This is a genomic window from Symbiopectobacterium sp. RP (assembly GCF_050472005.1).
In the GTDB taxonomy this organism is placed as follows: domain Bacteria; phylum Pseudomonadota; class Gammaproteobacteria; order Enterobacterales; family Enterobacteriaceae; genus Symbiopectobacterium.
Window position 1 is genome coordinate 25217 of record NZ_JBGOGS010000002.1, and the last position, 25503, is coordinate 50719.

Annotated in this window: 28 protein-coding genes and 8 pseudogenes; 20 read left to right on the forward strand and 16 right to left on the reverse strand. The window is 50.9% G+C overall.

Annotated elements, in window-relative coordinates; translation table 11 throughout:
* Window positions 1-2 precede the first annotated feature (2 nt).
* Window positions 3-908: a co-chaperone DjlA gene (djlA, locus tag ACD630_RS17845; protein ID WP_430360157.1), complete on the reverse strand. Its 906-nt coding sequence runs from the start codon at window positions 906-908 to the stop codon at window positions 3-5.
* A gap of 185 nt (window positions 909-1093) precedes the next feature.
* Between djlA and lptD the strand changes: the two genes are divergently transcribed.
* The 6 genes from lptD to apaH all read left to right on the forward strand — a co-directional run bounded on the left by lptD (window position 1094) and on the right by apaH (window position 7905).
* Complete coding sequence (lptD, locus tag ACD630_RS17850; protein ID WP_430360158.1) at window positions 1094-3451, forward strand: LPS assembly protein LptD; 2358 nt, start codon at window positions 1094-1096, stop codon at window positions 3449-3451.
* A 78-nt stretch (window positions 3452-3529) separates the two neighbouring features.
* Complete coding sequence (gene surA / locus ACD630_RS17855) at window positions 3530-4837, forward strand: peptidylprolyl isomerase SurA (protein WP_430360159.1); 1308 nt, start codon at window positions 3530-3532, stop codon at window positions 4835-4837.
* Window positions 4834-5835: a 4-hydroxythreonine-4-phosphate dehydrogenase PdxA gene (pdxA, locus tag ACD630_RS17860; protein WP_430360160.1), complete on the forward strand. Its 1002-nt coding sequence runs from the start codon at window positions 4834-4836 to the stop codon at window positions 5833-5835. The genes surA and pdxA overlap by 4 nt, the downstream gene beginning before the upstream one ends.
* Window positions 5835-6653: a 16S rRNA (adenine(1518)-N(6)/adenine(1519)-N(6))-dimethyltransferase RsmA gene (rsmA, locus tag ACD630_RS17865; RefSeq protein WP_430360161.1), complete on the forward strand. Its 819-nt coding sequence runs from the start codon at window positions 5835-5837 to the stop codon at window positions 6651-6653. Before pdxA ends, rsmA begins: the two co-directional genes overlap by 1 nt.
* A 14-nt stretch (window positions 6654-6667) precedes the next feature.
* Entirely contained in the window at window positions 6668-7045 is a 378-nt protein-coding gene (apaG, locus tag ACD630_RS17870; RefSeq protein WP_222158235.1) for a Co2+/Mg2+ efflux protein ApaG, read from the forward strand.
* Between the two features lie 2 nt (window positions 7046-7047).
* Entirely contained in the window at window positions 7048-7905 is an 858-nt protein-coding gene (apaH, locus tag ACD630_RS17875; protein ID WP_430361161.1) for a bis(5'-nucleosyl)-tetraphosphatase (symmetrical) ApaH, read from the forward strand.
* Window positions 7906-7950: 45 nt separating this feature from the next.
* On the opposite strand, the gene folA is transcribed toward apaH, so the two are convergent.
* The 3 genes from folA to ACD630_RS17890 all read right to left on the reverse strand — a co-directional run bounded on the left by folA (window position 7951) and on the right by ACD630_RS17890 (window position 9776).
* Window positions 7951-8430, reverse strand: a complete 480-nt coding sequence (gene folA, locus ACD630_RS17880) for a type 3 dihydrofolate reductase (protein ID WP_430361162.1) — start codon at window positions 8428-8430, stop codon at window positions 7951-7953.
* A gap of 108 nt (window positions 8431-8538) precedes the next feature.
* Window positions 8539-9009 (reverse strand): threonine/serine exporter, encoded by a 471-nt coding sequence (locus ACD630_RS17885; RefSeq protein WP_430360162.1) that lies wholly within the window; start codon window positions 9007-9009, stop codon window positions 8539-8541.
* Window positions 9000-9776 (reverse strand): threonine/serine exporter family protein, encoded by a 777-nt coding sequence (locus ACD630_RS17890; protein ID WP_430360163.1) that lies wholly within the window; start codon window positions 9774-9776, stop codon window positions 9000-9002. The genes ACD630_RS17885 and ACD630_RS17890 overlap by 10 nt, the downstream gene beginning before the upstream one ends.
* A gap of 215 nt (window positions 9777-9991) precedes the next feature.
* Between ACD630_RS17890 and ACD630_RS17895 the strand changes: the two are divergent.
* The 6 genes and pseudogenes from ACD630_RS17895 to ACD630_RS17920 all read left to right on the forward strand — a co-directional run.
* A pseudogene (locus tag ACD630_RS17895) lies at window positions 9992-10450 on the forward strand (LysE family translocator); the annotation flags it as partial.
* Between the two features lie 14 nt (window positions 10451-10464).
* Entirely contained in the window at window positions 10465-10587 is a 123-nt protein-coding gene (locus tag ACD630_RS17900; protein WP_430360164.1) for a hypothetical protein, read from the forward strand.
* 59 nt (window positions 10588-10646) lie between these two features.
* Window positions 10647-11068 (forward strand): annotated as a pseudogene (locus ACD630_RS17905) (IS5 family transposase); the annotation flags it as partial.
* Window positions 11069-11161: 93 nt separating this feature from the next.
* Entirely contained in the window at window positions 11162-12412 is a 1251-nt protein-coding gene (locus ACD630_RS17910) for an IS256 family transposase (protein ID WP_430360165.1), read from the forward strand.
* A 532-nt stretch (window positions 12413-12944) separates the two neighbouring features.
* Window positions 12945-13766, forward strand: a complete 822-nt coding sequence (locus tag ACD630_RS17915; RefSeq protein ID WP_430360166.1) for an IS630 family transposase — start codon at window positions 12945-12947, stop codon at window positions 13764-13766.
* Window positions 13691-13855 carry a hypothetical protein gene (locus ACD630_RS17920; RefSeq protein WP_430361309.1) on the forward strand — a complete coding sequence of 55 codons (165 nt, stop codon included), beginning with the start codon at window positions 13691-13693 and terminating at the stop codon, window positions 13853-13855. The genes ACD630_RS17915 and ACD630_RS17920 overlap by 76 nt, the downstream gene beginning before the upstream one ends.
* Here ACD630_RS17920 and ACD630_RS17925 read toward each other — a convergent pair.
* From ACD630_RS17925 to ACD630_RS17945, 5 genes and pseudogenes are all read right to left on the reverse strand, one after another.
* Window positions 13796-14539, reverse strand: a pseudogene (locus tag ACD630_RS17925) (Dyp-type peroxidase); the annotation flags it as partial. The gene ACD630_RS17920 and the pseudogene ACD630_RS17925 sit on opposite strands and share 60 nt — an antisense overlap.
* Window positions 14540-14681: 142 nt before the next feature.
* A complete protein-coding gene (locus ACD630_RS17930) occupies window positions 14682-15353 on the reverse strand; it encodes an RpoE-regulated lipoprotein (RefSeq protein WP_430361163.1) in 672 nt (223 codons plus the stop codon).
* A gap of 203 nt (window positions 15354-15556) precedes the next feature.
* A pseudogene (locus ACD630_RS17935) lies at window positions 15557-15688 on the reverse strand (hypothetical protein); the annotation flags it as partial.
* Between the two features lie 13 nt (window positions 15689-15701).
* A complete protein-coding gene (locus ACD630_RS17940) occupies window positions 15702-16070 on the reverse strand; it encodes a transposase (RefSeq protein ID WP_430361164.1) in 369 nt (122 codons plus the stop codon).
* A 20-nt stretch (window positions 16071-16090) separates the two neighbouring features.
* Window positions 16091-17131, reverse strand: a complete 1041-nt coding sequence (locus ACD630_RS17945; protein WP_430360167.1) for an IS481 family transposase — start codon at window positions 17129-17131, stop codon at window positions 16091-16093.
* A gap of 386 nt (window positions 17132-17517) precedes the next feature.
* Between ACD630_RS17945 and ACD630_RS17950 the strand changes: the two genes are divergently transcribed.
* A complete protein-coding gene (locus tag ACD630_RS17950; RefSeq protein WP_430360168.1) occupies window positions 17518-17748 on the forward strand; it encodes a hypothetical protein in 231 nt (76 codons plus the stop codon).
* An 11-nt stretch (window positions 17749-17759) separates the two neighbouring features.
* On the opposite strand, the gene ACD630_RS17955 is transcribed toward ACD630_RS17950, so the two are convergent.
* Window positions 17760-18164, reverse strand: coding sequence for a BRO-N domain-containing protein (locus ACD630_RS17955; RefSeq protein WP_430360169.1), 405 nt, complete (start codon window positions 18162-18164; stop codon window positions 17760-17762).
* A 4-nt stretch (window positions 18165-18168) separates the two neighbouring features.
* On the opposite strand from ACD630_RS17955, the gene ACD630_RS17960 reads away from it, so the two are divergent.
* Genes ACD630_RS17960 through ACD630_RS17980 form a run of 5 tightly spaced genes read left to right on the forward strand, consistent with a single transcriptional unit; the run spans window position 18169 to window position 22315 of the window.
* Window positions 18169-19236 (forward strand): transposase, encoded by a 1068-nt coding sequence (locus tag ACD630_RS17960; protein ID WP_430360170.1) that lies wholly within the window; start codon window positions 18169-18171, stop codon window positions 19234-19236.
* A gap of 44 nt (window positions 19237-19280) precedes the next feature.
* Window positions 19281-19535, forward strand: a complete 255-nt coding sequence (locus ACD630_RS17965) for a TOBE domain-containing protein (RefSeq protein ID WP_430361165.1) — start codon at window positions 19281-19283, stop codon at window positions 19533-19535.
* Window positions 19532-20386 (forward strand): ABC transporter permease, encoded by an 855-nt coding sequence (locus tag ACD630_RS17970; RefSeq protein ID WP_430357928.1) that lies wholly within the window; start codon window positions 19532-19534, stop codon window positions 20384-20386. The genes ACD630_RS17965 and ACD630_RS17970 overlap by 4 nt, the downstream gene beginning before the upstream one ends.
* A complete protein-coding gene (locus ACD630_RS17975) occupies window positions 20383-21186 on the forward strand; it encodes an ABC transporter permease (RefSeq protein ID WP_430360171.1) in 804 nt (267 codons plus the stop codon). Before ACD630_RS17970 ends, ACD630_RS17975 begins: the two co-directional genes overlap by 4 nt.
* Window positions 21179-22315, forward strand: coding sequence for a M24 family metallopeptidase (locus tag ACD630_RS17980; RefSeq protein WP_430360172.1), 1137 nt, complete (start codon window positions 21179-21181; stop codon window positions 22313-22315). Before ACD630_RS17975 ends, ACD630_RS17980 begins: the two co-directional genes overlap by 8 nt.
* A gap of 28 nt (window positions 22316-22343) precedes the next feature.
* On the opposite strand, the gene ACD630_RS17985 is transcribed toward ACD630_RS17980, so the two are convergent.
* The 5 genes and pseudogenes from ACD630_RS17985 to ACD630_RS18005 form a co-directional block, all read right to left on the reverse strand.
* Window positions 22344-22553 carry a transposase gene (locus tag ACD630_RS17985; RefSeq protein WP_430360173.1) on the reverse strand — a complete coding sequence of 70 codons (210 nt, stop codon included), beginning with the start codon at window positions 22551-22553 and terminating at the stop codon, window positions 22344-22346.
* Window positions 22459-22800: a transposase gene (locus ACD630_RS17990; RefSeq protein ID WP_430360174.1), complete on the reverse strand. Its 342-nt coding sequence runs from the start codon at window positions 22798-22800 to the stop codon at window positions 22459-22461. Before ACD630_RS17990 ends, ACD630_RS17985 begins: the two co-directional genes overlap by 95 nt.
* A gap of 100 nt (window positions 22801-22900) precedes the next feature.
* Window positions 22901-23071, reverse strand: a pseudogene (locus tag ACD630_RS17995) (IS630 transposase-related protein); the annotation flags it as partial.
* Window positions 23040-23162 carry a hypothetical protein gene (locus ACD630_RS18000; protein WP_430360175.1) on the reverse strand — a complete coding sequence of 41 codons (123 nt, stop codon included), beginning with the start codon at window positions 23160-23162 and terminating at the stop codon, window positions 23040-23042. The pseudogene ACD630_RS17995 and the gene ACD630_RS18000, both read right to left, overlap by 32 nt.
* Before the next feature lie 42 nt (window positions 23163-23204).
* A pseudogene (locus ACD630_RS18005) lies at window positions 23205-23450 on the reverse strand (terminase small subunit); the annotation flags it as partial.
* Between the two features lie 98 nt (window positions 23451-23548).
* Here ACD630_RS18005 and ACD630_RS18010 point away from each other — a divergent pair.
* The gene (locus ACD630_RS18010; protein ID WP_430360176.1) at window positions 23549-24097 is read left to right on the forward strand and encodes a hypothetical protein; all 549 of its coding nucleotides are present in this window, start codon (window positions 23549-23551) and stop codon (window positions 24095-24097) included.
* Window positions 24098-24100: 3 nt separating this feature from the next.
* Here ACD630_RS18010 and ACD630_RS18015 read toward each other — a convergent pair.
* Window positions 24101-24241 (reverse strand): annotated as a pseudogene (locus tag ACD630_RS18015) (transposase); the annotation flags it as partial.
* Window positions 24242-24654: 413 nt separating this feature from the next.
* Here ACD630_RS18015 and ACD630_RS18020 point away from each other — a divergent pair.
* A pseudogene (locus tag ACD630_RS18020) lies at window positions 24655-25497 on the forward strand (IS5 family transposase).
* Window positions 25498-25503: the final 6 nt, after the last annotated feature.

Below are 25503 nucleotides of genomic sequence, written 5' to 3' on the forward strand. Positions count from 1 at the left end.
GGTTACTTGGCTGCGTGACTGCTTTTCAAAAACTCATAGGCGGCCTGAATGTCTTGCGCCTTGCGTTTTTCCATGTCCATCATGCGCGGAGAGAGCCCCTTACCCGCCAGTTTATCAGGATGGTGCTCGTTCATTAGTTTACGATAAGCGCGTTTTACCGTCGCCGCATCATCGCTGGTGCGCACGCCCAGCGTGCGGCAGGCACTCTCAAGCGTTGGCCCCCGCGTATAAGGCGGCTGCTGACGCTGCCCGCCCTGCGATTGGCCACCATACGACTGCCCACCATAAGATTGATTGCGACGCTGGTATGATTTGCCATTCTGCCTTGATTGGTGTTGCTTCGATTGACCCTGTTGCTGAGACTGGCGCTGCTGCCCCTCCATATTGCGCATGAAAAATTCGAACTGTTCACGCGTCACGCCCAACTCATCCGCAAACACGTACAATAACCGCCGTTCGTTCGGATGCAGCGCACCGTCGTTAAACGCGACCTGAAGCTGGATATCGAGAAACATTCTGATCATATCGAAACGGCCCAGGCAGGCATCGCGCAGCTTACGCAATTTGGTGCGTACCGGGAACGCATTTGATTTCCCTTCACGAAAGGCCTGCTGCGCTGCCAGACGCGCCTCACCGAACAGCTCCAACCGGTCCATCATCAAGGTGGCAGCCTGAATATCCGCTTCAGTGACGCGCCCTTTGGATTTGGTCAGGTGCCCCATGGCCTGAAACGTGGTGAGAAAAAATAGCGACTGTCGGGTAGACTGTGCGGAAAAATAATCACGGCGACGCGCAGCCCTAGCTCTATCAACCATATGGCCCACCAGCACGCCCGTAATCACACCCCACACGCCGCCGCCGGACATAATACCCAGTATCAAGCACAGCAACTTGCCCCAATAGCGCATATACTTCCTCAAATCCTTATGCCGTCGGCCAAAAATTGCTTTATCATACCCGTCATTTAGCGTTGCACCTAACGGCAGAGCAGAGAAACAGTGGGGAATTTACACTGGCGCAACGTAAGCCAGTGATATAGTCTCTGACCGTTTGCCGGCATGATGCCCTTGATGACGGAACACCGATACCGCGTATGAAAAAATGTTTTCCAACTCTGCTGGCCACCTTGATTGGGTCGGCGCTCTACAGCCAACATGCGTTGGCAGATCTTGCCGCTCAGTGCCGGCTTGGCGTTCCTACGTTTACACGGCCGCTGGTCACTGGCGAGACCAATACGCTCCCGGTACATATTCAGGCGGACAAAAGTGAAGCCAACTATCCGGATAACGCCCGTTTCCTGGGTAACGTCAACGTTGAGCAAGGCAACAGTCTCTTGCAGGCCGATCAGGTGGAACTGCGCCAGAGCGGTACTGGCGCCCCGGTACGCACCATCACCGCCACTGGCAATGTCAATTATGATGACAACTTGGTCATCCTGAAAGGCCCCAAAGCCTGGTCTAACCTGAATACGCGAGATACCGACGTGTTTCAGGGCTATTACCAAATGGTTGACCGTCAGGGCCGTGGTGATGCCGATAAAATGCAAATGCGCGGTGACAATCGCTACACCATTCTGGAAAACGGTTCCTTCACTACTTGCTTGCCGGGAGATGATAGCTGGAGTGTCGTCGGTTCGGAAGTGATCCATGACAGGGATGAGCAAGTTGCTGAAATTTGGAATGCGCGCGTCAAAATTGGCGACGTCCCGGTCTTCTATAGCCCTTATCTGCAAGTGCCCGTGGGTGACAAACGCCGCTCCGGCTTTTTGATTCCCAACGCCCGCTACAGTGGCAGCAGCGGCTTTGAACTGATCACGCCCTACTACTGGAATATCACACCCAACATGGATGCGACCATTACGCCGCACGTCCTGACCAAGCGCGGCGTACAGCTGCAAAACGAATTCCGTTATCTTGCCGCGCTAGGCACCGGTACGGTGCAGTTGGACTGGCTGCCGAATGACAGAGCCTATCGTCGTGACAATGAAGACGACAAAGATACGCGCTGGCTTCTTCACTGGCAGCACGACGGTATCATGGATCAGGTGTGGCGCTTTAACAGCGATTACACCAAGGTCAGCGATATCAACTATTTCAAAGACCTCGATTCTTCTTACGGCTCCACGACCAGCGGCTACGTGAACCAAAAATTCAGCGTCGGCTATGCTAACCAGGATTGGGACGCTACGTTATCCAATAAACAGTTCCAATTGCTGGCGGCTAACACCAATAATGATGTTTACCGCGCCGAGCCCCAACTCGACCTCAACTACTACCGAGAGGATATCGGCCCGTTCGATATGCATCTTTATGGGCAGGCGGTAAAATTTACCAACATGAACAACAACCGCCCCGAAGCGACGCGTTTTCATGCTGAACCAACGGTCAGTCTGCCATTGATCAACCGGTGGGGTAGCTTGAACACCGAAGCGAAGCTGATGGCAACTCATTATCAACAAACCAATCTGGAACGCTTCCGTGCCGATCCCAATGCGCAAATCAGCAACATCAAGCGCGATGCTCTGAAGGATTCGGTCAATCGCGTTTTGCCGCAGTACAAAGTTGACGGCAAACTGGTGTTTGAACGCGAAATGGATTGGTCCAACGCCTTTACCCAAACGCTGGAACCGCGCGTACAGTACCTGTATGTGCCTTACCGCGATCAAAGCAGTATTTACACCTATGACTCTACGCTGCTGCAAAACGACTACACCGGCCTGTTTCGCGACCGCAGTTACAGCGGGCTGGATCGCATCGCGTCGGCCAATCAGGTTGCAACCGGTTTGACTACCCGCGTTTATGATCAAAATCTGGTGGAACGTTTTAATGCTTCCGTCGGTCAAATCTATTACTTTGATCGCCCCAGAACCGGGGATAGCACTACGGTAATGGATAAAAACGACGATAACGGCAGTCTGGTGTGGGCCGGTGACAGCTATTGGAAGATTAACGATCTGTGGGGCATGCGCGGCAGTTTGCAATATGACACGCGCCTCGAGAGCATTTCTCAGGGCAACGCGGTGCTGGAATATCGCCAGGATAGCGAGAAACTGGTGCAATTGAACTACCGCTATGCCAGCAGGGAATATATTCAAAACTCCGTACAGAATCTGTTGGCAAGCCGTGCCTATCAGCAAGGCATTTCGCAAGTGGGGTTCACCGCAGCATGGCCGATTGCCGACCGTTGGTCCGTGGTCGGTGCGTATTACTACGACACCAAAGCGAATCAAACCGCCAACCAGCGTATCGGCTTTCAATACAACACCTGCTGCTGGGCCGTCAATATGGGCTACGGGCGGAAAATTACCGACTGGAATACCAATCGGCAGTCCAGTGAGTATGACAACAAGTTCTCGATCAACATCGAGCTGCGGGGTTTAAGCAGCAATGAAACGCTGGGTGCGCAAAAAATGCTGCGCTCAGGTATTCTGCCTTATCAGCGCGCATTCTGATGCGATCATGCGCGCGTGGAATGAACGGTAACACATCAACTTTTAATCCGCCTTGCGGGTGAAACTAACGGGAAAGGTATGAAGAACTGGAAAACGCTTATCCTCGTGCTGGCCCTCAGCGCCAATGCAGCTTTTGCTGCGCCACTGGTTGTTGATAAAGTCGCCGCCGTCGTGGACAACAGCGTCGTGCTTGAAAGTGATGTCAGCACGCTTTTACAGTCCGTGAAGATGAATGCGCAGCAAGCGGGACAACAGTTACCGGATGAGAGTACGTTGCGCCACCAGATCCTCGATCGTCTGATTATGGATAACATCATTTTGCAAATGGCAAAAAAAATGAATATCCAAATTAGTGATGCGCAGTTGGATCAGGCCATCAACAACATCACGGCACAAAACCGCATGACGCTCGACCAGCTAAAAAGTCAGTTGGCTTATGAGAATCTGACCTATAGCGCCTATCGCAACCAGATTCGCAAAGAGATGACCATTGCCGAAGTCCGTAATAACGAAGTGCGTCGCCGCATCACCGTCCTGCCGCAGGAAGTTGACGCGCTGGCGAAGCAGATCGCTAACCAGACCGGTGAAGACGCTGAACTGAACCTGAGCCACATTCTGATCCCTCTGGGAGAAAACCCGTCTCAGCAGCAGGTGGACGATGCAGAAAACCTGGCTAACTCATTGGTACAACAGCTGAAAGGTGGAGCCGACTTCGCCAAGCTGGCGATCGCACACTCGGCGGATTCACAGACGCTGAAAGGCGGCGAAATGGGCTGGGGCAAACTTCAGGAGATACCGTCCCTGTTCGCTGAACGCCTGACGCAAGCCCAAAAAGGCCAGGTAGTCGGCCCGATTCGTTCCGGCGTGGGTTTCCATATTTTGCGCGTTAACGATATTCGTGGCGGCGATAAATCCGTTTCCGTTACCGAAGTGCATGCACGCCACATCCTGTTGAAACCGTCTGTCGTGATGAACGACAGTCAGGCACAGGCAAAACTGGAGGAAGTAGCACAGCAGATCAAACAGGGAACGACCGATTTTGCGGCTCAGGCAAAACAGCTTTCGCAAGATCCTGGTTCAGCCAATCAGGGCGGCGATCTGGGATGGGCTGCGCCGGATATGTACGATCCGTCATTCTGCGATGCGCTGATGAAACTGCGCAAAGGGAAAATCAGCGCCCCGGTCCACTCCTCCTTCGGCTGGCACTTGATTCAACTGTTAGACACACGTCAGGTCGACAAAACCGACGCAGCGCAGAAAGATCGTGCTTACCGCATGCTGTTTAACCGTAAATTCTCTGAAGAGGCACAAACTTGGATGCAGGAACAACGTGCAGCCGCTTATGTGAAGATCGTCAACGGCAGCGACAGCAGCTCAGCACAATGACCATAACTACGTCTCGTATCGTCATCACGCCCGGCGAACCCGCCGGGATTGGTCCGGATCTCATCATTCAACTGGCCCAGCGTGACTGGCCGGTAGAACTGGTGGTGTGCGCCGACACGGCGTTGCTTAGCAGTCGAGCAACGCTGCTGAGTCTGCCGCTAACGCTGCGAGACTACCAACCCGGTACTCCTGCAAGCGCGCAACGTGCAGGTTCGCTGACGATATTACCGGTTGCATTATCCGCAGAGGCTTCCCCCGGTGAACTTAACGTCGATAACGGCCTGTACGTAGTCAACACGCTGGCGCGCGCCTGTGATGGTTGCCTGAGTGGAGAATTTGCCGCGCTCGTGACCGGCCCCGTGCATAAAGGCATCATCAACGATGCCGGTGTGCCTTTTAGCGGACACACCGAATTTTTCGCCAATCGCAGCAGCTGCGAAAAAGTGGTGATGATGCTGGTGACCGAGGAACTGCGCGTGGCTCTGGCGACCATGCACCTGCCGCTGGCCGACGTTTCCCGTACCATTACCCGCGACTGTCTGCATGAGGTGATTGCGCTTTTGCATCGCGACCTCCAGCAGAAGTTTGGGCTGGCCCGGCCGTGCATTTACGTGTGCGGACTCAATCCCCATGCGGGCGAAGGCGGCCATATGGGACGAGAGGAGTTGGATATCATCATTCCTGCACTGGATGAACTGCGCGCGCAGGGGATGAATCTGGTGGGCCCGTTGCCCGCAGATACGCTATTCCAACCCAAATACCTGAAAGAAGCAGACGCCGTACTGGCGATGTATCACGATCAAGGGCTGCCGGTATTGAAATACCAGGGATTTGGCCAAGCGGTTAACATTACGCTGGGCTTACCTTTTATCCGCACCTCTGTCGATCACGGCACCGCGCTCTCCCTCGCGGGAACGGGTGACGCAGAACCGGGCAGCTTTATCACGGCATTGCAGCTTGCCATCAACATGACTCAACACCATAACGAAACACCGTAATGAATAATCGCGTCCATCAAGGCCACTTTGCCCGTAAGCGTTTCGGGCAGAACTTTTTAAACGATCAGTTCGTGATCGAGAGTATTGTTTCCGCCATTCATCCCCAAGCCGATCACGCCATGGTGGAGATTGGTCCCGGCCTCGGCGCATTAACGCTGCCCGTTGCCGAGCACCTTACCCGGTTTACGGTTGTCGAACTGGACCGCGACTTGGCGGCTCGATTAACGGTGCATCCGCAACTCAAAGATAAGCTTACCGTTATTCAGCAAGATGCCATGACGGTGAATTTCGCCGAGCTGTCGCAACAGATTGGCCAGCCGCTACGCGTTTTTGGCAACTTACCTTACAACATATCAACGCCGTTGATGTTCCATCTGTTTAGCTATACTCACGCTATTCGAGATATGCACTTTATGTTGCAAAAGGAAGTGGTGAACCGCCTTGTCGCTGGCCCGAACAGCAAAGCCTATGGCCGGTTAAGCGTGATGGCACAATACTACTGTCAGGTGATCCCGGTGCTTGAAGTGCCACCTACCGCTTTTACGCCACCGCCCAAAGTGGATTCTGCTGTCGTACGTCTTGTTCCTCATGCCGTACAGCCTTATCCTGTTGCTGATGTCCGCGTGCTGAGCCGTATTACTACAGCCGCCTTTAACCAGCGCCGCAAAACATTGCGCAACAGCCTGGGTAATGTGTTCAGCGTCGAGCAGCTTGTCGCGTTAGAAATTGATCCCGCTGCCCGTGCGGAGAATGTCTCTGTAGAGCAATACTGCCGGCTGGCCAACTGGCTGTCTGAGCATCCGCCAACGCAGGAATAACTGGAAGTGTCGCGATGATTAATACGCCCCGTGTTTGTGTTCAGGTCCAGAGTTTTTATGTTGAAGCGCAGTCCGAGCCCGATGAGAGCCGCTTTGTCTTTGCTTACACCATCACAATCCGCAATCTGGGGCGTAATCCTGTCCAACTTATTGGGCGCTACTGGATGATCACCAACGCCAATGGGCGTCAAACTGAAGTTCAGGGTGAAGGCGTGATCGGGGAACAGCCAGTGATCGAGCCTGGCAGCGAATTTCAGTACACCAGCGGTACGGTGCTCGAAACGCCGCTGGGCACGATGGAAGGCCATTACCACATGGTCGATCATCAGGGCGATGCGTTTCAGGTTCCTATTTCTGTTTTTCGTTTAGCGATCCCCTCACTGATACATTGATGATGTCTACCTACTTAATTGGCGATGTGCACGGCTGCTTTGACGAGCTAATGGCGCTGTTGGCACAGGTTTCTTTCAATCCGGCGCACGACAGGCTGTGGTTTACCGGCGATCTGGTGGCACGCGGTCCGGCCTCATTGGAGGTGTTGCGTTATGTGCGTTCGTTAGGCCCCGCCGCACAGATGGTGCTGGGCAACCACGATCTTTATTTGCTGGCAGTTTATGCAGGTATCAGCAGGAATAAGCCGAAAGATCGTCTTAACGATCTGCTGAATGCACGGGATGTTGATACCCTGATCAATTGGCTGCGCAGCCAACCGGTGATGCTGGTCGACAACGACCTTAAACTGGTGATGGCCCATGCCGGTGTAACGCCGCAGTGGGATCTGGAGACTGCGCAGCTGTGCGCACGTGAAGTGGAAGCAATACTCAGCAGTGACAGCTATCCGCTGTTCCTGGACGCCATGTACGGTGATATGCCCAATCACTGGAGCCCGGAGCTGAGTGGTTTACCGCGTCTGCGCTTTAGCACCAACGTATTTACCCGCATGCGTTACTGCTTCTCCGGCGGGCAGCTAGACATGATATGCAAAGAAGCCCCTTCACAGGCGCCTTCGCTGCTCAAGCCGTGGTTTTACTTGCCGAGCCCTGTCGTAGAAGGGAATGCCGAAACGCCGGGCTATGCCATCGCATTCGGCCACTGGGCCTCTCTGGAGGGAAAAGGGACGCCAGATAACATTTATGCGTTGGATACGGGGTGCTGCTGGGGAGGCGAACTGACGATGTTGCGCTGGGAGGATAAGCAGGTCTTTACTCAGCCGTCATTGGCGCAAGGCATGGCAGCCGTCGGCACAGAATAAGTAAAACACGCGCGGCCTAATTGTGCCGCGCGTACACCTATGCGGTTAACGCCGTTCGAGAATCTCAAAGCAATAACTGTGCGAATTCTTTTCATCCGGATCATGAAACTCGCTGAACACCGATGACCACGCATCCGGCTCGTACTCCGGGAAATGGGTATCCCCCTCCACTTCGGCATCAATATGCGTCAGATACAGACGGGAAGCTTGGGGCAGCATTTGCTGATAAATACTGCCACCACCGATGACCATCACCTCTTCCGCTCCTGAAGCAGCCTCTAGCGCCGCCTCTAAGGTCGACACCCAGGTCACACGCTCATCGTCACCAGTGCGGCTGCTGACAACAATATTTTTTCTCCCCGGCAATGGCTGGCCGATAGAGCGAAAAGTGTTATGCCCCATAATAATGGGCTTATTTAACGTCTGGCGCTTAAACCACGCCAGATCCGCTGGCAAATGCCACGGCATGGCGTTTTCCATGCCGATAACACGATCCACCGCCAGTGCTGCAATCAAACTAATCACCATGGTAAAGCCCTATAGCTCAAAAATTGCAGACACTATACGGAAAGGTGATGGGTACGTCGATACGGCGATTTTCTGATGGACAAAATAAGTAAAATCTTAATGCTGCTACACGCCAGGACGTTTGCGATACAACCAAATCCCCGGCAGAGACAGCCCTATTGACAGCGCACCAACAATAAAAAAGGCCTTGAGGAAATGCGTGATCAGAACGCGCATCAACGCTTCGCTGTAACCCTGATGGGAAAGCTCCACCAACGAGATCATCGCAGTATACGCCGAAATACCGGGGAACATCGGAATCACCGCCGCCACGGTAAAGACTTTCGGGTGCGCCAACAGCCAGCGCGACCAGCGAATCCCGATCACACCGATCAATATAGCCGCCAGAAACGATCCCCATTCGATGGGCATGCCCATCTGCACGCACAGGAAACGCACGCCGTGCCCCACGCCCCCCAGCAGTGCGCAATAAGGCAACGCCTTGACCGGTACATTGAACACCATAGCAAAACCCAGCGCAGGCACTGCCGCCAGCAAAATATCCTGCAAGAGCCCCCACAGTAGCGTTAAGCCCATGTGCGTAACCCCAATATTGCCATTGCAGCCACGACGCCAATACAGGTTGCCAACGTCAATAGGCTGGCAACCGCCCAGCGCGCCAGTCCGGTATTCACATGCCCTTTAAACATATCCGCTACCGCATTAATCAGCGGAAAACCGGGCACCAGCAGCAGTACACTGGCCGCCATCGCCACCGTCGAGGTTTGATGAAATGTAGGAACGCGCAGCAACAGCCCGGATACCGACGTGGCGACAAAGGCGGTAATACAGAAGTTGATCAGGGGATTGAGATGGCGCGAGGTCAATACCTGACGCACATACATTGCTACACCGCTGGCAAGCATGGTGACCACAAAGGCATCCCAACCGCCGCCATTAAGCTTACTGAAGCAGCCGCACGAAAGCGCTACAATGGTCACCACCAGCCAGCGCGGATAGCGCAGCGGCTTGATGCCTGTCAGGCGTTTTTCTACGCCAGCCACATCCAGCAGTTTGTGCTCGGCCATGATCACGACATGCTGCACTTCGGTCACCACATGCATATTGATACCGCGATCGACGTTCTTGCGCGTCGAGGTCAGGCAGTGTCCATTCATGATGGTGGTAAGGACGATGGCGTTGGCAGAAATGGAGCTTTCTACACTATCCACCCCAAGCGCCAGCCCGAGGCGCGAAGAGAGTTGCTCAACTACCGTGCTCTCCGCACCGTGCTGCAACAGCATCAGTGCGCATTGGATACACAGCCGGGTGATTTCCCGCTGCTGTGGTGTTTCGCTGATCATACGAAGACCCTGACTGGTAAAATTAAGACACGCAAATAATTCGAAATGATGACGGATATAACCATAAATAAAGCAAGGAGACTTGTTAACACAACGCGCTCTGATTGCCAATATTGCTGACAAGAATAAAATCTTATGAGTGCATCACACTCGTTACCGCGTTAAGATCGACCGCACACCGTTTTTCCGCTTCGTCACCCACTTGGACGCTGTTGATGCTTGAAACTTCACTGTTTGTCGCCACCATCGCGACGCTGGGTATGCTCTCGCTTGGCCCCAACTTCTTTCTGGTGATCAAAAACGCTGCCCGCTATGCGCGTCTGCCTGCCATGATGACCGCCTTGTGCGTCATCACCGGTGTCGCAACGCATATGGCCTATTGCGTCGCCGGGTTAGCGGTGGTGATCACCACCACCACACCATGGCTGTTTAACATTTTAAAATATGCTGGGGCGCTTTACTTGATCGTGATCGGTATTCAGGCATTACTTTCTCGAGGCGGCAGCAAGCTGAATGTCGCTTCGCTACCGCGCTAGGACGTCAGCTTGAAAAAGGCTTTCCTGCAAGGTTACCTGTGCAATCTGCTTAACCCGAAAGCCACGCTGTTCTTTCTTGCCATGTTCACTCAGGTACTGAGCACCCACTCCAGCATGGGAGAAAAATTGTGGTATAGCCAACCGACTTAAAAATGATTACAGCCAATGCCCTGATATGTGGCAAAAAAATACAGCTAATTGTTATCAAAATAATGTCGCTTGGCTATATGCCTTTATTATCTGGGGACTGGCTGCGGTATGGTGGCCCCTGCTAGGCTGTGTCCCTTAATTGCTTGAGCTATAGTATCCATCTGTTTCTACGACACTTTTGATTATAGCTCGCTACGATCTTTCTGATGAAGCATGGGCAATCATTGAGCCCTTGTTGCCAACCGTTTTGACATCTCCGCGGGCCGGCCAGCCTTGGGCAGAACATCGAAAAATCTTCAACGGCATGTTATGGATACTGTGTTCAGGCGCACCATGGCGTGATTTACCTGAACGTTACGGCCCATGGAAAACCGTTTATAACCGTTTCAATAGATGGTCAAAATCTGGAATCATTAACATTATTTTCAATAAGTTACTTTCATTTATTGATGCTCATGGACTTGTTGACTGGTCAGCCACTGCGCTGGATGGCAGTAATATCCGTGCGCTCAAATGTGCGGCTGGCGCTCAAAAAAACATCTCGATATTACCAACGATAATAGCCTAGGTCGCTCACGAGGTGGTTATGGCACCAAAATCCGAGTTATGCTCATTTCTGGTGTACGGTGTTTCGGGGAGGGTGGCGTATCCTGCTGATTGATTTCGTGGATGATTTCAACAACAGAGAGATGATACCCCATGAAAAAGTCTACCCTACAGGTCTCCGCAGAACCAGATATTGCCGGTGATCCCTTGCATGAATTCATTCGTAATGGTGCCAGGCAACTGATAGCTGCCGCCGTTGAGGTTGAGCTCGAAGCCATGCTGCAACAACATGCTGAACGCCGCCTTGACGACGGGCGTCATGCTGTCGTTTGTAACGGCTATTTGCCACCGCGAACCATACAGACGGGTATTGGGGATGTTGAAATTAAAGTGCCTAAGGTCAGGGAGCGCAGCGGCAACGGAATATGCTTCAACAGCGCGTTGTTGCCGCCTTATCTGAAACGTGCAAAAAGCGTCGAAGAGTTGCTACCATGGCTGTACCTGCGAGGCATATCCACCGGTGATTTTCACGAAGCCCTGAGGGCGCTTCTCGGTGAAAAAGCGAATGCCCTCTCTGCCAGTACCATCAGCAGACTGAAACAGCAATGGCTTGAAGAGCACAGGCAATGGTGCCTGCGTGATTTAAGCGATACGCGCTACGTTTATTTCTGGGCCGATGGCATATACAGCCATGTCAGGCAAGATGATCGCCTTTGCCTGCTGGTCATTATCGGCGTCACTGAGCATGGACGTAAGGAGCTGGTTGCGGTCGAAGATGCTTATCGAGAGTCAGAAGCAAACTGGGCCGAACTTCTTAATGGCCTGCGAGCACGCGGCCTAACCGTATCTCCCAAGCTGGCTACGGGAGACGGTGCCCTTGGTTTTTGGAATGCAATGGCAAAGATATTCCCGGACACGCAGCACCAACGCTGTTGGGTGCACAAAACCGCTAATGTGTTGGCTTCACACCCCAAAGCCATGCAACCGAAAGTTAAGGCTGAGCTGCGGGAGGTTTGGCTAGCAGAGAGCCGCGATGCCGCTAATGAAGCCTTTGATGTTTTGTTGGCAAGGTTTTCAGCGAAGTATCCTTCAGCGATGAAGAAGCTGGAGAAAGCTCGAGAAGAACTGTTGGCATTCTACGACTTCCCGTCAGAGCACTGGGCGTCAATAAGAACGACAAATCCGATTGAATCGGCTTTTGCGACTGTGAGGCTACGAAGCAGACGCGCGAAGAACGGTGGTTCGAGAGAAACAACCCTGTCAATGGTATTTAAGCTGCTCCAGTCTGCTCAGAAAAGCTGGAACCGACTAAGAGGATTTGACCTGCTGACCCTGGTTGTAAGCAACGTCCAATTTAAGGATGAAGAACAGATTCACGAAGCATCAGAGCGGAACGTAGCCTGAGCGCCATACACCAGATTTGCTAATAACTCGGCATCTATTGAGGGCGCTGGTCATCGGGTGAATGAAGGCACGGTTATTCAAATCTTCAACAACACTGGCGGCAGCGCGATTGTATCCTCCGCTCAGATAGGGGTTCCCGGATAATGTCATTTACTCGAGAGATCTACACGCTAGGGTTTGAAATATCGCCGGTCATCCTTTGCGGAGGCGTGGCCGAAGGTATTCCGGGGGGCATGCTTTCCAATTGTCGCAATCACGCAAAGTGCCAGCTTTGTAACTGAGTTGCTCAATTAACGGCTTTGTTGAATAATAGTGAGTCATGCTGTTTTGCCAAGCCAGTTTTGGTAGAAAATGATTGTCACCTCAGGTTTACAGTTTTCTTATGAGGCCTAACCGCATGATTTTGCGTTGCGAGGATCTGTCGTTTCAGCGGGGGGGCAGCATAAAATATGTTTATTCAACAAAGCCTCAATTAACCTTATCGATCTGGATAAGTATAGCTAAACGACTTAATTTTGATTGCATTATTTAAATGAGCTATGCAATTGATTTTAGACGTAAAGTGATATCTACACGGGAAGAAGAAGGGTTGAGTATCCGAGAAACAGCGAAGCAATTTCGGATTGGCCCTGCCTCTGTATCGCGTTGGATTAATCAAATAGCGTCAAAAGCATCGACCACGCGTCAGCGAAAGATCGATAAATCCGAGTTGATGAAAGATGTTGAACCATATCCAGATGCTTACCAAAAAGAACGTGCAGAGCGTTTTGGCGTTTGTCAGAAGGCCATTTGGCAAGCTCTTAAAAAGCTGGGATTGACCTATAAAAAAACGCTACGTCACCCGAAAGCCGACGAAAGCGCCCGGCAAGCATTTCAACAAAAAATACAACAGTATGAAAAAGAAGGTAAGCCTATTGTTTTTATTGATGAAAGTGGTTTTCCACACGATACCCCACGGACTCACGCCTATTCCCCAAAAGGTCAACGGTGTTTTGGCCTGAAGAACGGGGGAGCCAAGGGAAGAACAAATGTTATCGGCGCGTTATTAGGCACAACGCTGTTTGCTATCGGATTATTTGATATCAATATTAACAGCGATGTTTTCTATTCCTGGGTCACACAAGTCCTTATCCCAGTACTCCCTAAAAACAGGGTAATCGTGATGGACAATGCAACTTTTCACAAAAAACATAATATTCAACAAGTCATCATCGATGCAGGGTATATGGTGGAGTATTTGCCTACATATTCGCCAGATCTTAACCCCATTGAGCATAAATGGGCACAAGCAAAAAGCAAAAAAAGAGAGAGTGGTTGCGATACAGAGATTTTGTTCTCAGTCCATATGGTGTAATCAAAATTAAGTCGCTTGGCTATAGCGGCGCGCGTGAAGCGCAGCATCTCGTCACGTTTGCCGTCACGATCGCCAAACATGCTCAGTAATTGCTGTTCAATATTATGCAAGCGCGCAATAGGCAATAAAGTAAAGACCATGTTTGCCGCTGGCCGTGCCATAGGGCATGCTCTGACGCAAAATTTTTCAGCCCGTTGCCCTCTTCCTTAAGATCAACCCGGTTCAGGTGCGAGGTGATCGGGCGCTGTTCTGCCGGAATCTCTTCGTTGTCCTGCTTGGTGCGACTGATCGTCGGCGATAATCGCCACGTCACGTCGCGCATCGCCTTGCGGGTTTTCGGTGTCATCGACAAACCCACTCAGATCGCGATCTTCAACCCAGCGAAAACCGTGTGTCTCTTCTTCAACGTGGATCGTGGAACCAAACGCTGTCAATGCCGCCTGAGCCAAGCTGAAATTGACATCGTGACGCAAAGATTGAATATGCAGCAGTAGATCGCGCTGCGTTGCCGGCGCTAACCCCTTACCCAGCAGCGCAAAAGGTTTCAGTTCAGCTGCTCCTTGTTCGCAATCAAGATCGCACCACACATCATGACCAAACGCCAGCGTCGCCCCCAGCCCCGCATCGGGAAAACGCGCCTGCAACTCCTGCAACGACTGGCAAAACTTTTTGCAGCCTTCGCAGATAGCGTCGAACTCGCCCTGAATCATGGCTTCAATAAAAATGGCAAAACGACGGTGCTCAAGCAAAATTCCGCTCTGTATCTGCGTCATTTCAAGCTTTCTCATGTTTTAATTATCTGCTTTTATCGTTTTTTGGCATTACATAGCCTAAGGCACTCATCATACCGCATTCGCGACAATGTGCTTTGTTCAAAAACAAAGGATAAAAATAAACGATGAGAGAATTGAAACGCTACGACGTTGGCGCGTTACCGCGCCAAGCATGATAGGTGTGGCTTAAGAAAGGTCGAGACGATAAAAATCTGGCACGCGCTTGCGCGTGCCAGATGATTTTGCTGACGTGCCAAGTTTGCAGAATATCATCAGAGGGCATTAAGCCTTCCGGGCCATTCCAGTCACCGAAATAGAGATAACTGACGTGCTTGCTTTGCGATTCAACGCACTCTACGCTGCGGGCATCATCCCCTTGAGCAAGCTGGCAGACCTCAAAGGCTTTACTGTAATGGGCGCTGAATGCATCCCCGATTTTCACGCCCCATACGCTGGCAATTTTCGCATCCATAACCTCAACGCGATTGACCTGCGCTTTGGGCTTACCGCTGATCAACAACTTGATCTCATTACCATCCAGCGCCTGATAGAACGCCGTGATTTGGCCGTTAGTGGTGCCCATACCGCTTCGCAAACGATAATTACCGTTCAGCGCCTGGTTTATCGGCTCTTGTGCCAGCGGCGTGCCGCCATTAAGCCCGCCAACACCGGCATCCGACACCTCGATTTTGCTGCCAAACCAGTTGAACGGCGACAGGCTAGACCAAGAGAAGTTGGAGAGCGCGCTACATCCCGTTAACAAAAAGGCGGCCAGCACACAGGGAACAACCAGCTGAACGGAGCGAAACCTCATAACATAAATTCCTTTAACAGTGAGCGGCACCTGTGCCACCCCACGATCGCATGCGTGAGGGTTTGAGTCTCAGGCCTGAGAAAAGTGCCGTAAAAAACGGTCAAGCGGGCAAGATTATCGTCGATTATCACAGTAAGGGGAAACGAGCGACCTAAGACATTGGCGGTACGAACAAACTTCCCATCAGTAAGCCTGCTGCCAAATTATAGCGACGAGGCGGACTCAACCTCATGTTGAAAAACATAAGGATCGGACAACAGGCCAAACTGTTCATCGTCAGGGTAGGTGACGGCAACATGGTAATCTTCGCCCGCAAACGCTTTTACCGCTTCAATATAGCCAAGCGACTTAATTTTGATTACACCATATGAACTGAGAACAAAATCTCTGTATCGCAACCACTCTCTCTTTTTTTGCTTGTGCCCATTTATGCTCAATGGGGTTAAGATCTGGAGAGTATGTAGGCAAATACTTCACCATATACCCTGCATCGATGATGACTTGTTGAATATTATGTTTTTTGTGAAAAGTTGCATTGTCCATCACGATTACACTGTTTTTAGGGAGTACTGGGATAAGGACTTGTGTGACCCAGGAATAGAAAACATCGCTGTTAATATTGATATCAAATAATCCGATAGCAAACAGCGTTGTGCCTAATAAAAGCGCCTGTTTAAGATGTACTAGCTCAGACCTGAGCTGACAGTTACCGATTATTTATACAGGTGTCTGTCAGATTACATCTGGTTCAGATTCTTTTCTGCCCAGCTCCGTTTTCCATCGAGTAAAGTGGCCATCGGCGTACGCCCGCAGCACATTTTTCCCTGATGAGTTCGCTCATTATTGTAATGCCACAACCAGTTGTCCAGATCTACCTGCAGGCTTTCCAGGTCTCCATATAACTTCTTGCCGAACGTAACCTGATAAAAATCCTGCAAAATGGTTTTATGGAAGCGCTCGCAGATGCCGTTCGTCTGCGGAGACATCGCCTTCGTTTTCGTATGCTCGATATCGTTGATAGCCAGATAAAGCTGATAATCATGCTGCTCCACTTTACCACAGTACTCCGTACCCCTGTCGGTCAGTATTCTCAGCACCGGCAGTCCCTGAGCCTCGTAGAACGGGAGTACGCGATCATTGAGCAGGTCGGCGGCGGTGAGCGGTGTTTTATTCGTATACAGCTTGCAGTGTGCCACTTTCGAGTACGTATCCACGAACGTCTGCTGGTAGATACGGCCCACCCCCTTCAGATTGCCCACGTAGAAGGTGTCCTGTGAGCCCAAATACCCGGGATGTGCCGTCTCGATTTCACCGCAGGCCTCATCATCGTGCGCCTTCTTCTCCAAGGCTGCGATTTGAGCGTCGGTAAGGACAATGCCTTCTCTGGCGACCTTTTCCTCAAGCGCCTTCAGGCGTTTACGGAAGTTCTCCAGGTCGTGTCGTTGCCAGATGGAGCGCACGCCGCTGCCGGAGATAAACACGCCTTTTTTACGCAGCTCATTACTGGTCCGGTGCTGCCCATGGGGCGGGAACTCAATAGCATAATCAATAACCGTGCGTTCAGTGGCTTCGTCGGCGCGGTTCTTCAGGTTCGGAACCCGGCGGTTCTGGTTAACCAGCGCATCAATGGCGCCTTCAGCAGCCAGTTCCTGATAACGGTAAAATGTATCGCGTGACACGCCCATGCTCTTGCAGGCTTTTGATACGTTACCGAGTTCTTCGGCGAGATTGAGCAGGCCGGCTTTGTGTTTGATAATGGGATTGTTAGTATGAAGCATGAGAGTTACCTCACGTTTTGTTTAAGGATTAGACACCCATATCAAAACCGGTAACTCTCAACCTTTCAAGGTCCAGTGTCAGATCTAGTCGCGACTAATACAATTTATCGGACGCTGGACGCTGCTCACAAACGTTAGCAACGAGATCACCAGCGCGGAAGTCGCTCGCTGGTATTACTGGTGCTGGGGTATTGAATCCTTTTTTAAGCTGCTGAAAGGTGCCGGTCATGATGTAGAAAAATGCCTTCAGCGCAGTGCTGGTGCCCTGCTACGCAGGTTATTGATATAGACAACCGACTTAAAAATGATTACAACAGATACCCTGATATGTGGCAAAAAAATACAGCTAATTGTTATCAAAATAATGTCGCTTAGCTATAGCTAGCATGGCATGTGTGCTGATATGGCGGCTGCAACGCGCTGAAGGAGACGACAATGCGGCAGCCCGTCAGTTAATTTGCCGATTATCCGGACGACAACAAAAACGAGGGCGTAAAGAAAGCGCCCCAGCGCTGCTTGCCGGACTATCCATCCTGCTAAATACCTTGACGTTATTAGCAGACTATACCCCGGAAGAACTTGCCCACTTCGCTATGGTGGTTTTTAACCCTTTATGATGTGTAGATACCTATGCCAGATGGGTCAGGCAACGGGTATCATCATCGTTGAACAGTTCGTCGGCTTGGGGTTTGTATTGTGGGATCTTGGTTTCTTTGTCGAGGATATCCAGCACCCATTTACGGAACTCTTTGGCGATCTGTGTGTTGGCTAACATCGTAATCAGGTGCGCGCCGTGCAGGGAGAAAATGCGAAGCCCAATCTTGCGTAAGCTATTGTTTATTCCATTGGTCACTGAATCAATGAGCAATGACATACCATCTGTGAACTCATCTCGATTCTGGTTGTAAAGGTTAGTAACTGATTTGACGCTGGAGTAGTCGAGCGCTTTAGCAAGCTCGGTAGAAGTGAACCAGATCTGCCCGTTGTGGGAGATGGTTTCAATAACGGTATTGCGGAACATTAAGGTTGTCATAGTAATGATTTCCTTATACGCTCCCGTCGTTCATGACTGGTCTCATTTACAGTTTCGTACCCACAATGGGAAAGAAGAACGTTTGAAAATGACGCATGGTGGCGACGTCGGTTATGAACTACAAACCCGCCTACTGGTTGATGCTGCAAATGGTTTACCAATAGCGCCCCTGTCTCAAACTCTAACCGATAGGGTGGGTTGTCGTTCAACGCTAACCGAGGGCTTGTCTGAGAGTCTGACTCATATGGATGCTTTGACAGCTGATATCGCCCGCGTTGAGTCTCTTGATACCGGGAAGAAGTTAGTTCATATCATTGACCGTGAAGGTGACTCTATCGGGCATATGCGCACATTAAGCTCCCAGGGAATATGTTGGCTTATCCGGGGAAAGGAAGGGCATCGGGCCGAGTGGGGCGGTGACACCCGTAAAATTGGTGAAATTGCAGACGATCTGCCATTTATCGCAAACGGACTGGTTGGCTGGAAAGGGAAAAAAGCCAATATGGAGATCGGGGAAACATCCGTGATCATAACGCGAACAGCAAAAGCGAAGCGGAAAGACAAGAACACCGGACGGCGAGTGAAAGTTCAGCCAGGCGTAGCTCTGACACTCAGATTAGTTGTGGTTCGCCTTACCGATACTCACGGTAAATTTATCGGACGCTGGACGCTGCTCACAAACGTTAGCAACGAGATCACCAGCGCGGAAGTCGCTCGCTGGTATTACTGGCGCTGGGGTATTGAATCCTTTTTTAAGCTGCTGAAAGGTGCCGGTCATGATGTAGAAAAATGGCTTCAGCGCAGTGCTGGTGCACTGCTACGCAGGTTATTGATAGCTAGCATGGCATGTGTGCTGGTATGGCGGCTGCAACGCGCTGAAGGAGACGACAATGTGGCAGCCCGTCAGTTAATTTGCCGATTATCCGGACGACAACAAAAACGAGGGCGTAAAGAAAGCGCCCCAGCGCTGCTTGCCGGACTATCCATCCAGCTAAATACCTTGACGTTATTAGCAGACTATACCCCGGAAGAACTTGCCCACTTCGCTATGGTGGTTTTTAACCCTTTATGATGTGTAGATACCTATGTCTAAGAGTAGGGGAGTCGGTCTTGGCGGTGCTGCGGCCTGAGCATATTCATATTGGCCTGCCGGGGGATACATCAGCCCATTTGCCGCTTAGCGCCACCATTGCTGAAATGCTCTATCTGGGGCATACGCTTAAATTAACGCTGGTGCTGAGTGATGGCGCGACGCTATTAGCACAGTTACAGAACTCGGCGTTGGAGGGGACGCTGCGGCCGGGTGCCAGCGTGCATATCGGGTGGGCAACGGAAAGTCTCTGGTTTATTCCCGCCGAGGCTCAGCGATGAGCGGGCGTGATGACAGGCGTCTGAGTCGCTGGAAACCCTGGCTATTGCTGGCTCCAACGCTGCTGGCCCTGACGATTTTTTTGCTGATTCCGTTGGCGAAAATGCTCGGTTACAGCCTGTTCGATCCCGGTTTTACCAGCAAACACTTTGCGCGCATTGTACAGGAGCCGGTCTGGCTGCAAGTGCTGTGGATTACGCTGCGCACCTCGCTGCTCGTCACGCTGGTGACGTTGCTGTTGGGGTATCCGGTGGCCTGGGTGTTGTGCAAACTCCCTGCGCGATTAGCCAGTATGGCGATTGTCATCATCGTTATCCCCCATTTTACCAGTGTGTTGGTGCGCACTTATGCCTGGATGATGCTGTTGGGCAGTGATGGGTTTGTCAATCAGGTGCTGCGCGCGTTGGGGCTTATCGATACGCCGCTCAAACTGATGTATACCCCGCTCGGCGTGTTAATCGGTATGACCTACATCTTGCTGCCCTATATGGTACTGGCGCTTTACAGCGTGATGCGCGGCATCGATCCGCAATTGCTGCGGGTCGCGTATAGCCTTGGTGCTTCGCGCTTTCGAGCCTTTGGGCGCATCTTTTTGCCGCTGTCGCTGCCTGGCGTTGCCGCAGGTAGCCTGCTGGTGTTTATTTTGTCTATTGGCTTCTTCGTGACACCGGCGCTGATGGGCAGCCCGCGCGACAGCATGATCGCCATGGTTATCGAAAATCAGTTGGAAGTCTATTTCAACTGGGGCTTCGCGTCGGCGCTGTCTGCGTTGCTGCTGCTGTGCACCTTATTGCTGTTTTGGGTCTATGTTCGGGTTGTGGGATTGGAACGACTTTTTGAGGCGAAAGGATGAACGGAAACCGCCCCGGCTGGCTGCCGCTACTGATCACGCTGTTGACCCTCGCTTTTTTGTTGGTCCCGATTGCGATGATCTTTCCTCTGGCATTCAGTACCAATAGCTATTTGTCGTTTCCACCGCAAGGATTCTCTTTGAAGTGGATGCGCGCGATTTTGCAGGACTCGCAGTGGCTACAGGCTATCGGCCTGTCGTTTACCATTGCGCTAATGTCCACCTTGTTAGCCATGGTACTGGCGCTGTTTGCCGCTCTGGCTCTGGTGCGCTGTCGTTTTGTCGGCAAAACGCTGGTGTATGCGCTGATCGTGTTGCCGATGATTGTGCCTAACGTGATTGCGGCGTTGACGCTGTTCTTCTTCTTTTCCGAGTTGGCACTGTTTAACAGCTTCACCCGTATTGTTATCGGGCATGCCCTGATTGCGCTGCCGATTGCCACCATTATTTTGTCTTCGACGCTGCAAGGCATGGATTATCGTTTGGAGCAGGCGGCAATGAGCCTAGGGGCCAGCCACTTCAACGTATTACGACGCATCACGCTGCCGCTTGCCGCACCGGGTATGTTCTCGGCAGCGATTTTCTCGTTTCTCAGTTCATTTGATGAACTGCTTATTGCGCTGTTTCTTTCCGATCACGGCAGCCAAACGCTGTCGGTGCGGATTTGGAACACAGTACAGTTTCAGCTCGATCCTTCTATTGCAGCCGTCAGCGTGCTGTCGATCGGCGTGACAATAGTGACACTGGGGATTACGAGTGTGGTGAATAGAAAAAAAACGACATCAGGTAACCGTTATGAATGAAAGTTGGCTTTTCCCGCTCCACGAGTATCAGCAGCGCGCCGCAAAGATCCGCGCTTATATGCAAGAAAGGGATATATCCCTGTTGCTGATTGACCAGACAGAATTCCTGTTTTATCTCACGGGATTTGGTATTTCTGAAAACATGTACCGTGCCTGCTTGCTGCCGTTAACGGGCGACCCGGTGATGGTATTCCGCGCCATGGACGAGCGTGCGTTCAGCGAAAATAGCTGGATCACTGACACCGTCACTTTCCATGACTGGCAGGATCCGTTAGCGGTACTGGCCGATACGGTGTGCGCTCGTGGCTGGGAAAGCGCGACGCTCGGCATCGATTTCGATTCTTACTGCATGACCATCAACCGCTTCCAGCGCTTGAAGGCGATGTTGCCACAGATTCAGGTAAAAGATTTTTCCGATGTGCTTAAACAATTGCGCACCCGAAAAATTCCGCAGGAAATCGAGTGCATCAAACAATCAGCGGCGGCGAACGATCAGGCGATCCGTGAAGTGGTTGCCGAAATGGGGGTTGGGAAAACGGAGCGTCAGGCGGCAGAAATTATCCACCGTGTCCTGATCCACCACGGGATGGATTCCAACCGCTGTGGCATCGTCACGACCGGCGGTGGCAACAGCTTTCTGCATGCCAACATGCAGGAACGGCCGTTGGAACAGGGTGATATCCTGCATCTTGAAGTGGTTTCCTTTAAACGCGGCTACAGCTCCAAGATCATGCGTTCGGTGATTATCGGTACGGCGTCAGCTGCACAGCAAGAGATTGCTCAGCAGCTGATCGCAATCCAGGATAAGCAGCTCGCGGCCATGAAGCCCGGTGCAGTGGCGAAAGACATCGATGCACTTGCACGTAATGCTGTACTAAAAGCAGGGCTGCGTCAGGATTACGCCAGCATTACCGGCTATACGCTCGGTTATTATCCGAAGACGACGCCGCGCACCAGCGATTTTAGCCACGTGTTTTTGCCCACGTCTGAGTGGCTGCTGGAAGCGGGCATGGTGTTTCACATGTACTTGTATGCGGCGGGCCTTGCCATCAGCGAAACGGTGCTGGTGACGGAAAACGGCTGTGAGCGTTTGACGAAGATCCCGCGCCAGCTGTTCGCAACGGCATAACGCGGAGCTGGTTGTATAGCAAAGCGACTTAATTTTGATTACACCATATGGACTGAGAACAAAATCTCTGTATCGCAACCACTCTCTCTTTTTTTGCTTTTTGCTTTTTGCTTTTTGCTTGTGCCCATTTATGCTCAATGGGGTTAAGATCTGGCGAGTATGTAGGCAAATACTCCACCATAATACCCTGTATCGATGATGACTTGTTGAATATTATGTTTTTTGTGAAAAGTTGCATTGTTCATCACGATTACCCTGTTTTTAGGGAGTACTGGGATAAGGACTTGTGTGACCCAGGAATAGAAAACATCGCTGTTAATATTGATATCAAATAATCCGTTAGCAAACAGCGTTGTGCCTAATAAAGCGCCGATAACATTTGTTCTTCCCTTGGCTCCCCCGTTCTTCAGGCCAAAACACCGTTGACCTTTTTGGGAATAGCCGTGAGTCCGTGGGGTATCGTATAGATTTGCCTTCTTTTTCATACTGTTGTATTTTTTGTTGAAATGCTTGCCGGGCGCTTTCGTCGGCTTTCGGATGACGTAGAGTTTTTTTATAGGCCAATCCCAGCTTTTTAAGAGCTTGCCAAATGGCCTTCTGACAAACGCCAAAACGCTCTGCACGTTCTTTTTGGTAAGCATCTGGATATGGTTCAACATCTTTTATCAACTCGGATTTATCGCTCTTTCGCTGACGCGTGGTCGATGCTTTTGACGCTATTTGATTAATCCAACGCGATACAGAGGCAGGGCCAATCCGAGAATTGCTTCGCTGTTTCTCGGATACTCAACCCTTCTTCTTCCCGTGTAGATATCACTTTACGTCTAAAATCAATTGAATAGCTCATTTAAATAATATAATCAAAATTAAGTCGTTTAGCTATAGTTCGTCAAGAATCGCGTCCAGTTCCACGGCTGAATAACTCCTTAATGCGGGAGCGTCGTTTGTCGCGGTCTCCCTTATCAGGCGTCACGTCTTCGACTTGCGATTGCTCTTTGAGGCCCAAGTCACGGGGGATGATGTTTGCATTGAGAAGGTCAGCGGCAGCGCCAGAGAATTTCTGGTCGTAGATGACTTTCTCCGCTCGCGTAGTGACCACCATAAAATTTTCACGAGCGCGATATAGTTGCCATGTGCTTTCGGCAATATAGCCAAGCGACATTATTTTGATAACAATTAGCTGTATTTTTTTGCCACATATCAGGGCATTGGCTGTAATCATTTTTAAGTCGGTTGGCTATAACGCGAACAGCAAAAGCGAAGCGGAAAGACAAGAACACCGGACGGCGAGTGAAAGTTCAGCCAAGCGTAGCTCTGACACTCAGATTAGTTGTGGTTCGCCTTACCGATACTCACGGTAAATTTATCGGACGCTGGACGCTGCTCACAAACGTTAGCAACGAGATCACCAGCGCGGAAGTCGCTCGCTGGTATTACTGGCGCTGGGGTATTGAATCCTTTTTTAAGCTGCTGAAAGGTGCCGGTCATGATGTAGAAAAATGGCTTCAGCGCAGTGCTGGTGCACTGCTACGCAGGTTATTGATAGCTAGCATGGCATGTGTGCTGGTATGGCGGCTGCAACGCGCTGAAGGAGACGACAATGTGGCAGCCCGTCAGTTAATTTGCCGATTATCCGGACGACAACAAAAACGAGGGCGTAAAGAAAGCGCCCCAGCGCTGCTTGCCGGACTATCCATCCAGCTAAATACCTTGACGTTATTAGCAGACTATACCCCGGAAGAACTTGCCCACTTCGCTATGGTGGTTTTTAACCCTTTATGATGTGTAGATACCTATGGCCTGAAGCGCGGCCTCTTCGGTTGGAGCCTGATACACTGCTTTGAGGTCGCGTGTTACCGCCTTATAGTCCTTCCAAGCAACGAAGCGCAGACTGTTGCGCACCATGTGCACGATGCACAACTTTAAGTCGCTTGGCTATGGAATGAACAGGGTAACAGGCTGATGTTATTGCGATCATGCTCGCAAAAGCGGTGAAATTCAATTGTTGCTCGTCACGTTGTTAAGTGAGGGAAAGATGCTTTACGTCCGTAACTTTCATAGGTAACCCAAGGATATTCAGTTCTCTCAAGAGTACTCATAACGAGGGTTGTAGTCAACAGATTGTTTTATTTGTATTATTTTTTTCTCAAGTGCTATCAGTGTGAGTTTTAACCTTGGTTTAGTCACTTTTAGGCTTCGTAATTACACTACCAGCATTGATATTTAGAATCTAAAATTGATCTTTGTTTGAGTACGATGTATGTTGTCATACGACACTATGCTGTGTCCCTTAATTGCTTGAGCTATAGTATCCATCTGTTTCTACGACACTTTTGATTATGGCTCGCTACGATCTTTCTGATGAAGCATGGGCAGTCATTGAGCCCCTGTTGCCAACCGTTTTGACATCTCCGCGGGCCGGCCGGTCGTGGGCAGAACATCGAAAAATCTTCAACGGCATGTTCTGGATACTGTGTTCAGGCGCACCATGGCGTGATTTACCTGAACGTTACGGCCCATGGAAAATCGTTTATAACTGTTTCAATAGATGGTCAAAGTTTGGAATCATTAACTTTATTTTCAATAAGTTACTTTCATTTCTTGATGCTCATGGACTTGTTGACTGGTCAGCCACTGCGCTGGATGGCAGTAATATCCGTGCGCTCAAATGTGCAGCTGGCGCTCAAAAAAACATCTCGATATTACAAACGATAATAGCCTGGGTCGCTCACGAGGTGGTTATGGCACCAAAATCCACATGGCGACTGACGGAAGCGGCATCCCGCTAAACATCGTACTGAGTGCTGGGCAGGGTCACGAAAGCCTGTTTGCGTTACGACTCCTGGACGGAATTGGCGTGCAACGCCAGAACGGCAGCATGAAGCGTCGTGGCCATGCAGTACTGACTGACAAAGCCTACTCTGGGAATGCACTACGTAACGAGTTGAAAAAAGAGGGATAAAAACGGTTATTTCCCGAAAATCAAATGAAAAACTGGCTTCAGATGGACGCTCGCAACTTGATCGTGATGCTTATCGCCGCCGCAACGTTGTGGAAAGGTGTTTTGGCCGTTTAAAGGAATATCGACGGATCGCCACACGTTATGAAAAAATGGCAAGAAATTACTAGCAATGGTGAAACTGGGCTGCATCCTCTTGTTTTACCGTCGGTTACGCAATTAAGGGACA

Bases quoted from the DNA above. Each gene is read 5' to 3' on its own strand.
- djlA (WP_430360157.1), bottom strand. From the start codon at position 908: ATGCGCTATTGGGGCAAGTTGCTGTGCTTGATACTGGGTATTATGTCC.
- lptD (WP_430360158.1), top strand. From the start codon at position 1,094: ATGAAAAAATGTTTTCCAACTCTGCTGGCCACCTTGATTGGGTCGGCG.
- surA (WP_430360159.1), top strand. From the start codon at position 3,530: ATGAAGAACTGGAAAACGCTTATCCTCGTGCTGGCCCTCAGCGCCAAT.
- pdxA (WP_430360160.1), top strand. From the start codon at position 4,834: ATGACCATAACTACGTCTCGTATCGTCATCACGCCCGGCGAACCCGCC.
- rsmA (WP_430360161.1), top strand. From the start codon at position 5,835: ATGAATAATCGCGTCCATCAAGGCCACTTTGCCCGTAAGCGTTTCGGG.
- apaG (WP_222158235.1), top strand. From the start codon at position 6,668: ATGATTAATACGCCCCGTGTTTGTGTTCAGGTCCAGAGTTTTTATGTT.
- apaH (WP_430361161.1), top strand. From the start codon at position 7,048: ATGTCTACCTACTTAATTGGCGATGTGCACGGCTGCTTTGACGAGCTA.
- ACD630_RS17885 (WP_430360162.1), bottom strand. From the start codon at position 9,009: ATGGGCTTAACGCTACTGTGGGGGCTCTTGCAGGATATTTTGCTGGCG.
- ACD630_RS17890 (WP_430360163.1), bottom strand. From the start codon at position 9,776: ATGATCAGCGAAACACCACAGCAGCGGGAAATCACCCGGCTGTGTATC.
- ACD630_RS17900 (WP_430360164.1), top strand. From the start codon at position 10,465: ATGATTACAGCCAATGCCCTGATATGTGGCAAAAAAATACAGCTAATT.
- ACD630_RS17910 (WP_430360165.1), top strand. From the start codon at position 11,162: ATGAAAAAGTCTACCCTACAGGTCTCCGCAGAACCAGATATTGCCGGT.
- ACD630_RS17915 (WP_430360166.1), top strand. From the start codon at position 12,945: ATGAGCTATGCAATTGATTTTAGACGTAAAGTGATATCTACACGGGAA.
- ACD630_RS17920 (WP_430361309.1), top strand. From the start codon at position 13,691: ATGGGCACAAGCAAAAAGCAAAAAAAGAGAGAGTGGTTGCGATACAGA.
- ACD630_RS17930 (WP_430361163.1), bottom strand. From the start codon at position 15,353: ATGAGGTTTCGCTCCGTTCAGCTGGTTGTTCCCTGTGTGCTGGCCGCC.
- ACD630_RS17945 (WP_430360167.1), bottom strand. From the start codon at position 17,131: ATGCTTCATACTAACAATCCCATTATCAAACACAAAGCCGGCCTGCTC.
- ACD630_RS17950 (WP_430360168.1), top strand. From the start codon at position 17,518: ATGGCATGTGTGCTGATATGGCGGCTGCAACGCGCTGAAGGAGACGAC.
- ACD630_RS17955 (WP_430360169.1), bottom strand. From the start codon at position 18,164: ATGACAACCTTAATGTTCCGCAATACCGTTATTGAAACCATCTCCCAC.
- ACD630_RS17960 (WP_430360170.1), top strand. From the start codon at position 18,169: ATGATTTCCTTATACGCTCCCGTCGTTCATGACTGGTCTCATTTACAG.
- ACD630_RS17970 (WP_430357928.1), top strand. From the start codon at position 19,532: ATGAGCGGGCGTGATGACAGGCGTCTGAGTCGCTGGAAACCCTGGCTA.
- ACD630_RS17975 (WP_430360171.1), top strand. From the start codon at position 20,383: ATGAACGGAAACCGCCCCGGCTGGCTGCCGCTACTGATCACGCTGTTG.
- ACD630_RS17980 (WP_430360172.1), top strand. From the start codon at position 21,179: ATGAATGAAAGTTGGCTTTTCCCGCTCCACGAGTATCAGCAGCGCGCC.
- ACD630_RS17985 (WP_430360173.1), bottom strand. From the start codon at position 22,553: ATGCAACTTTTCACAAAAAACATAATATTCAACAAGTCATCATCGATA.
- ACD630_RS17990 (WP_430360174.1), bottom strand. From the start codon at position 22,800: ATGAAAAAGAAGGCAAATCTATACGATACCCCACGGACTCACGGCTAT.
- ACD630_RS18000 (WP_430360175.1), bottom strand. From the start codon at position 23,162: ATGAGCTATTCAATTGATTTTAGACGTAAAGTGATATCTACACGGGAA.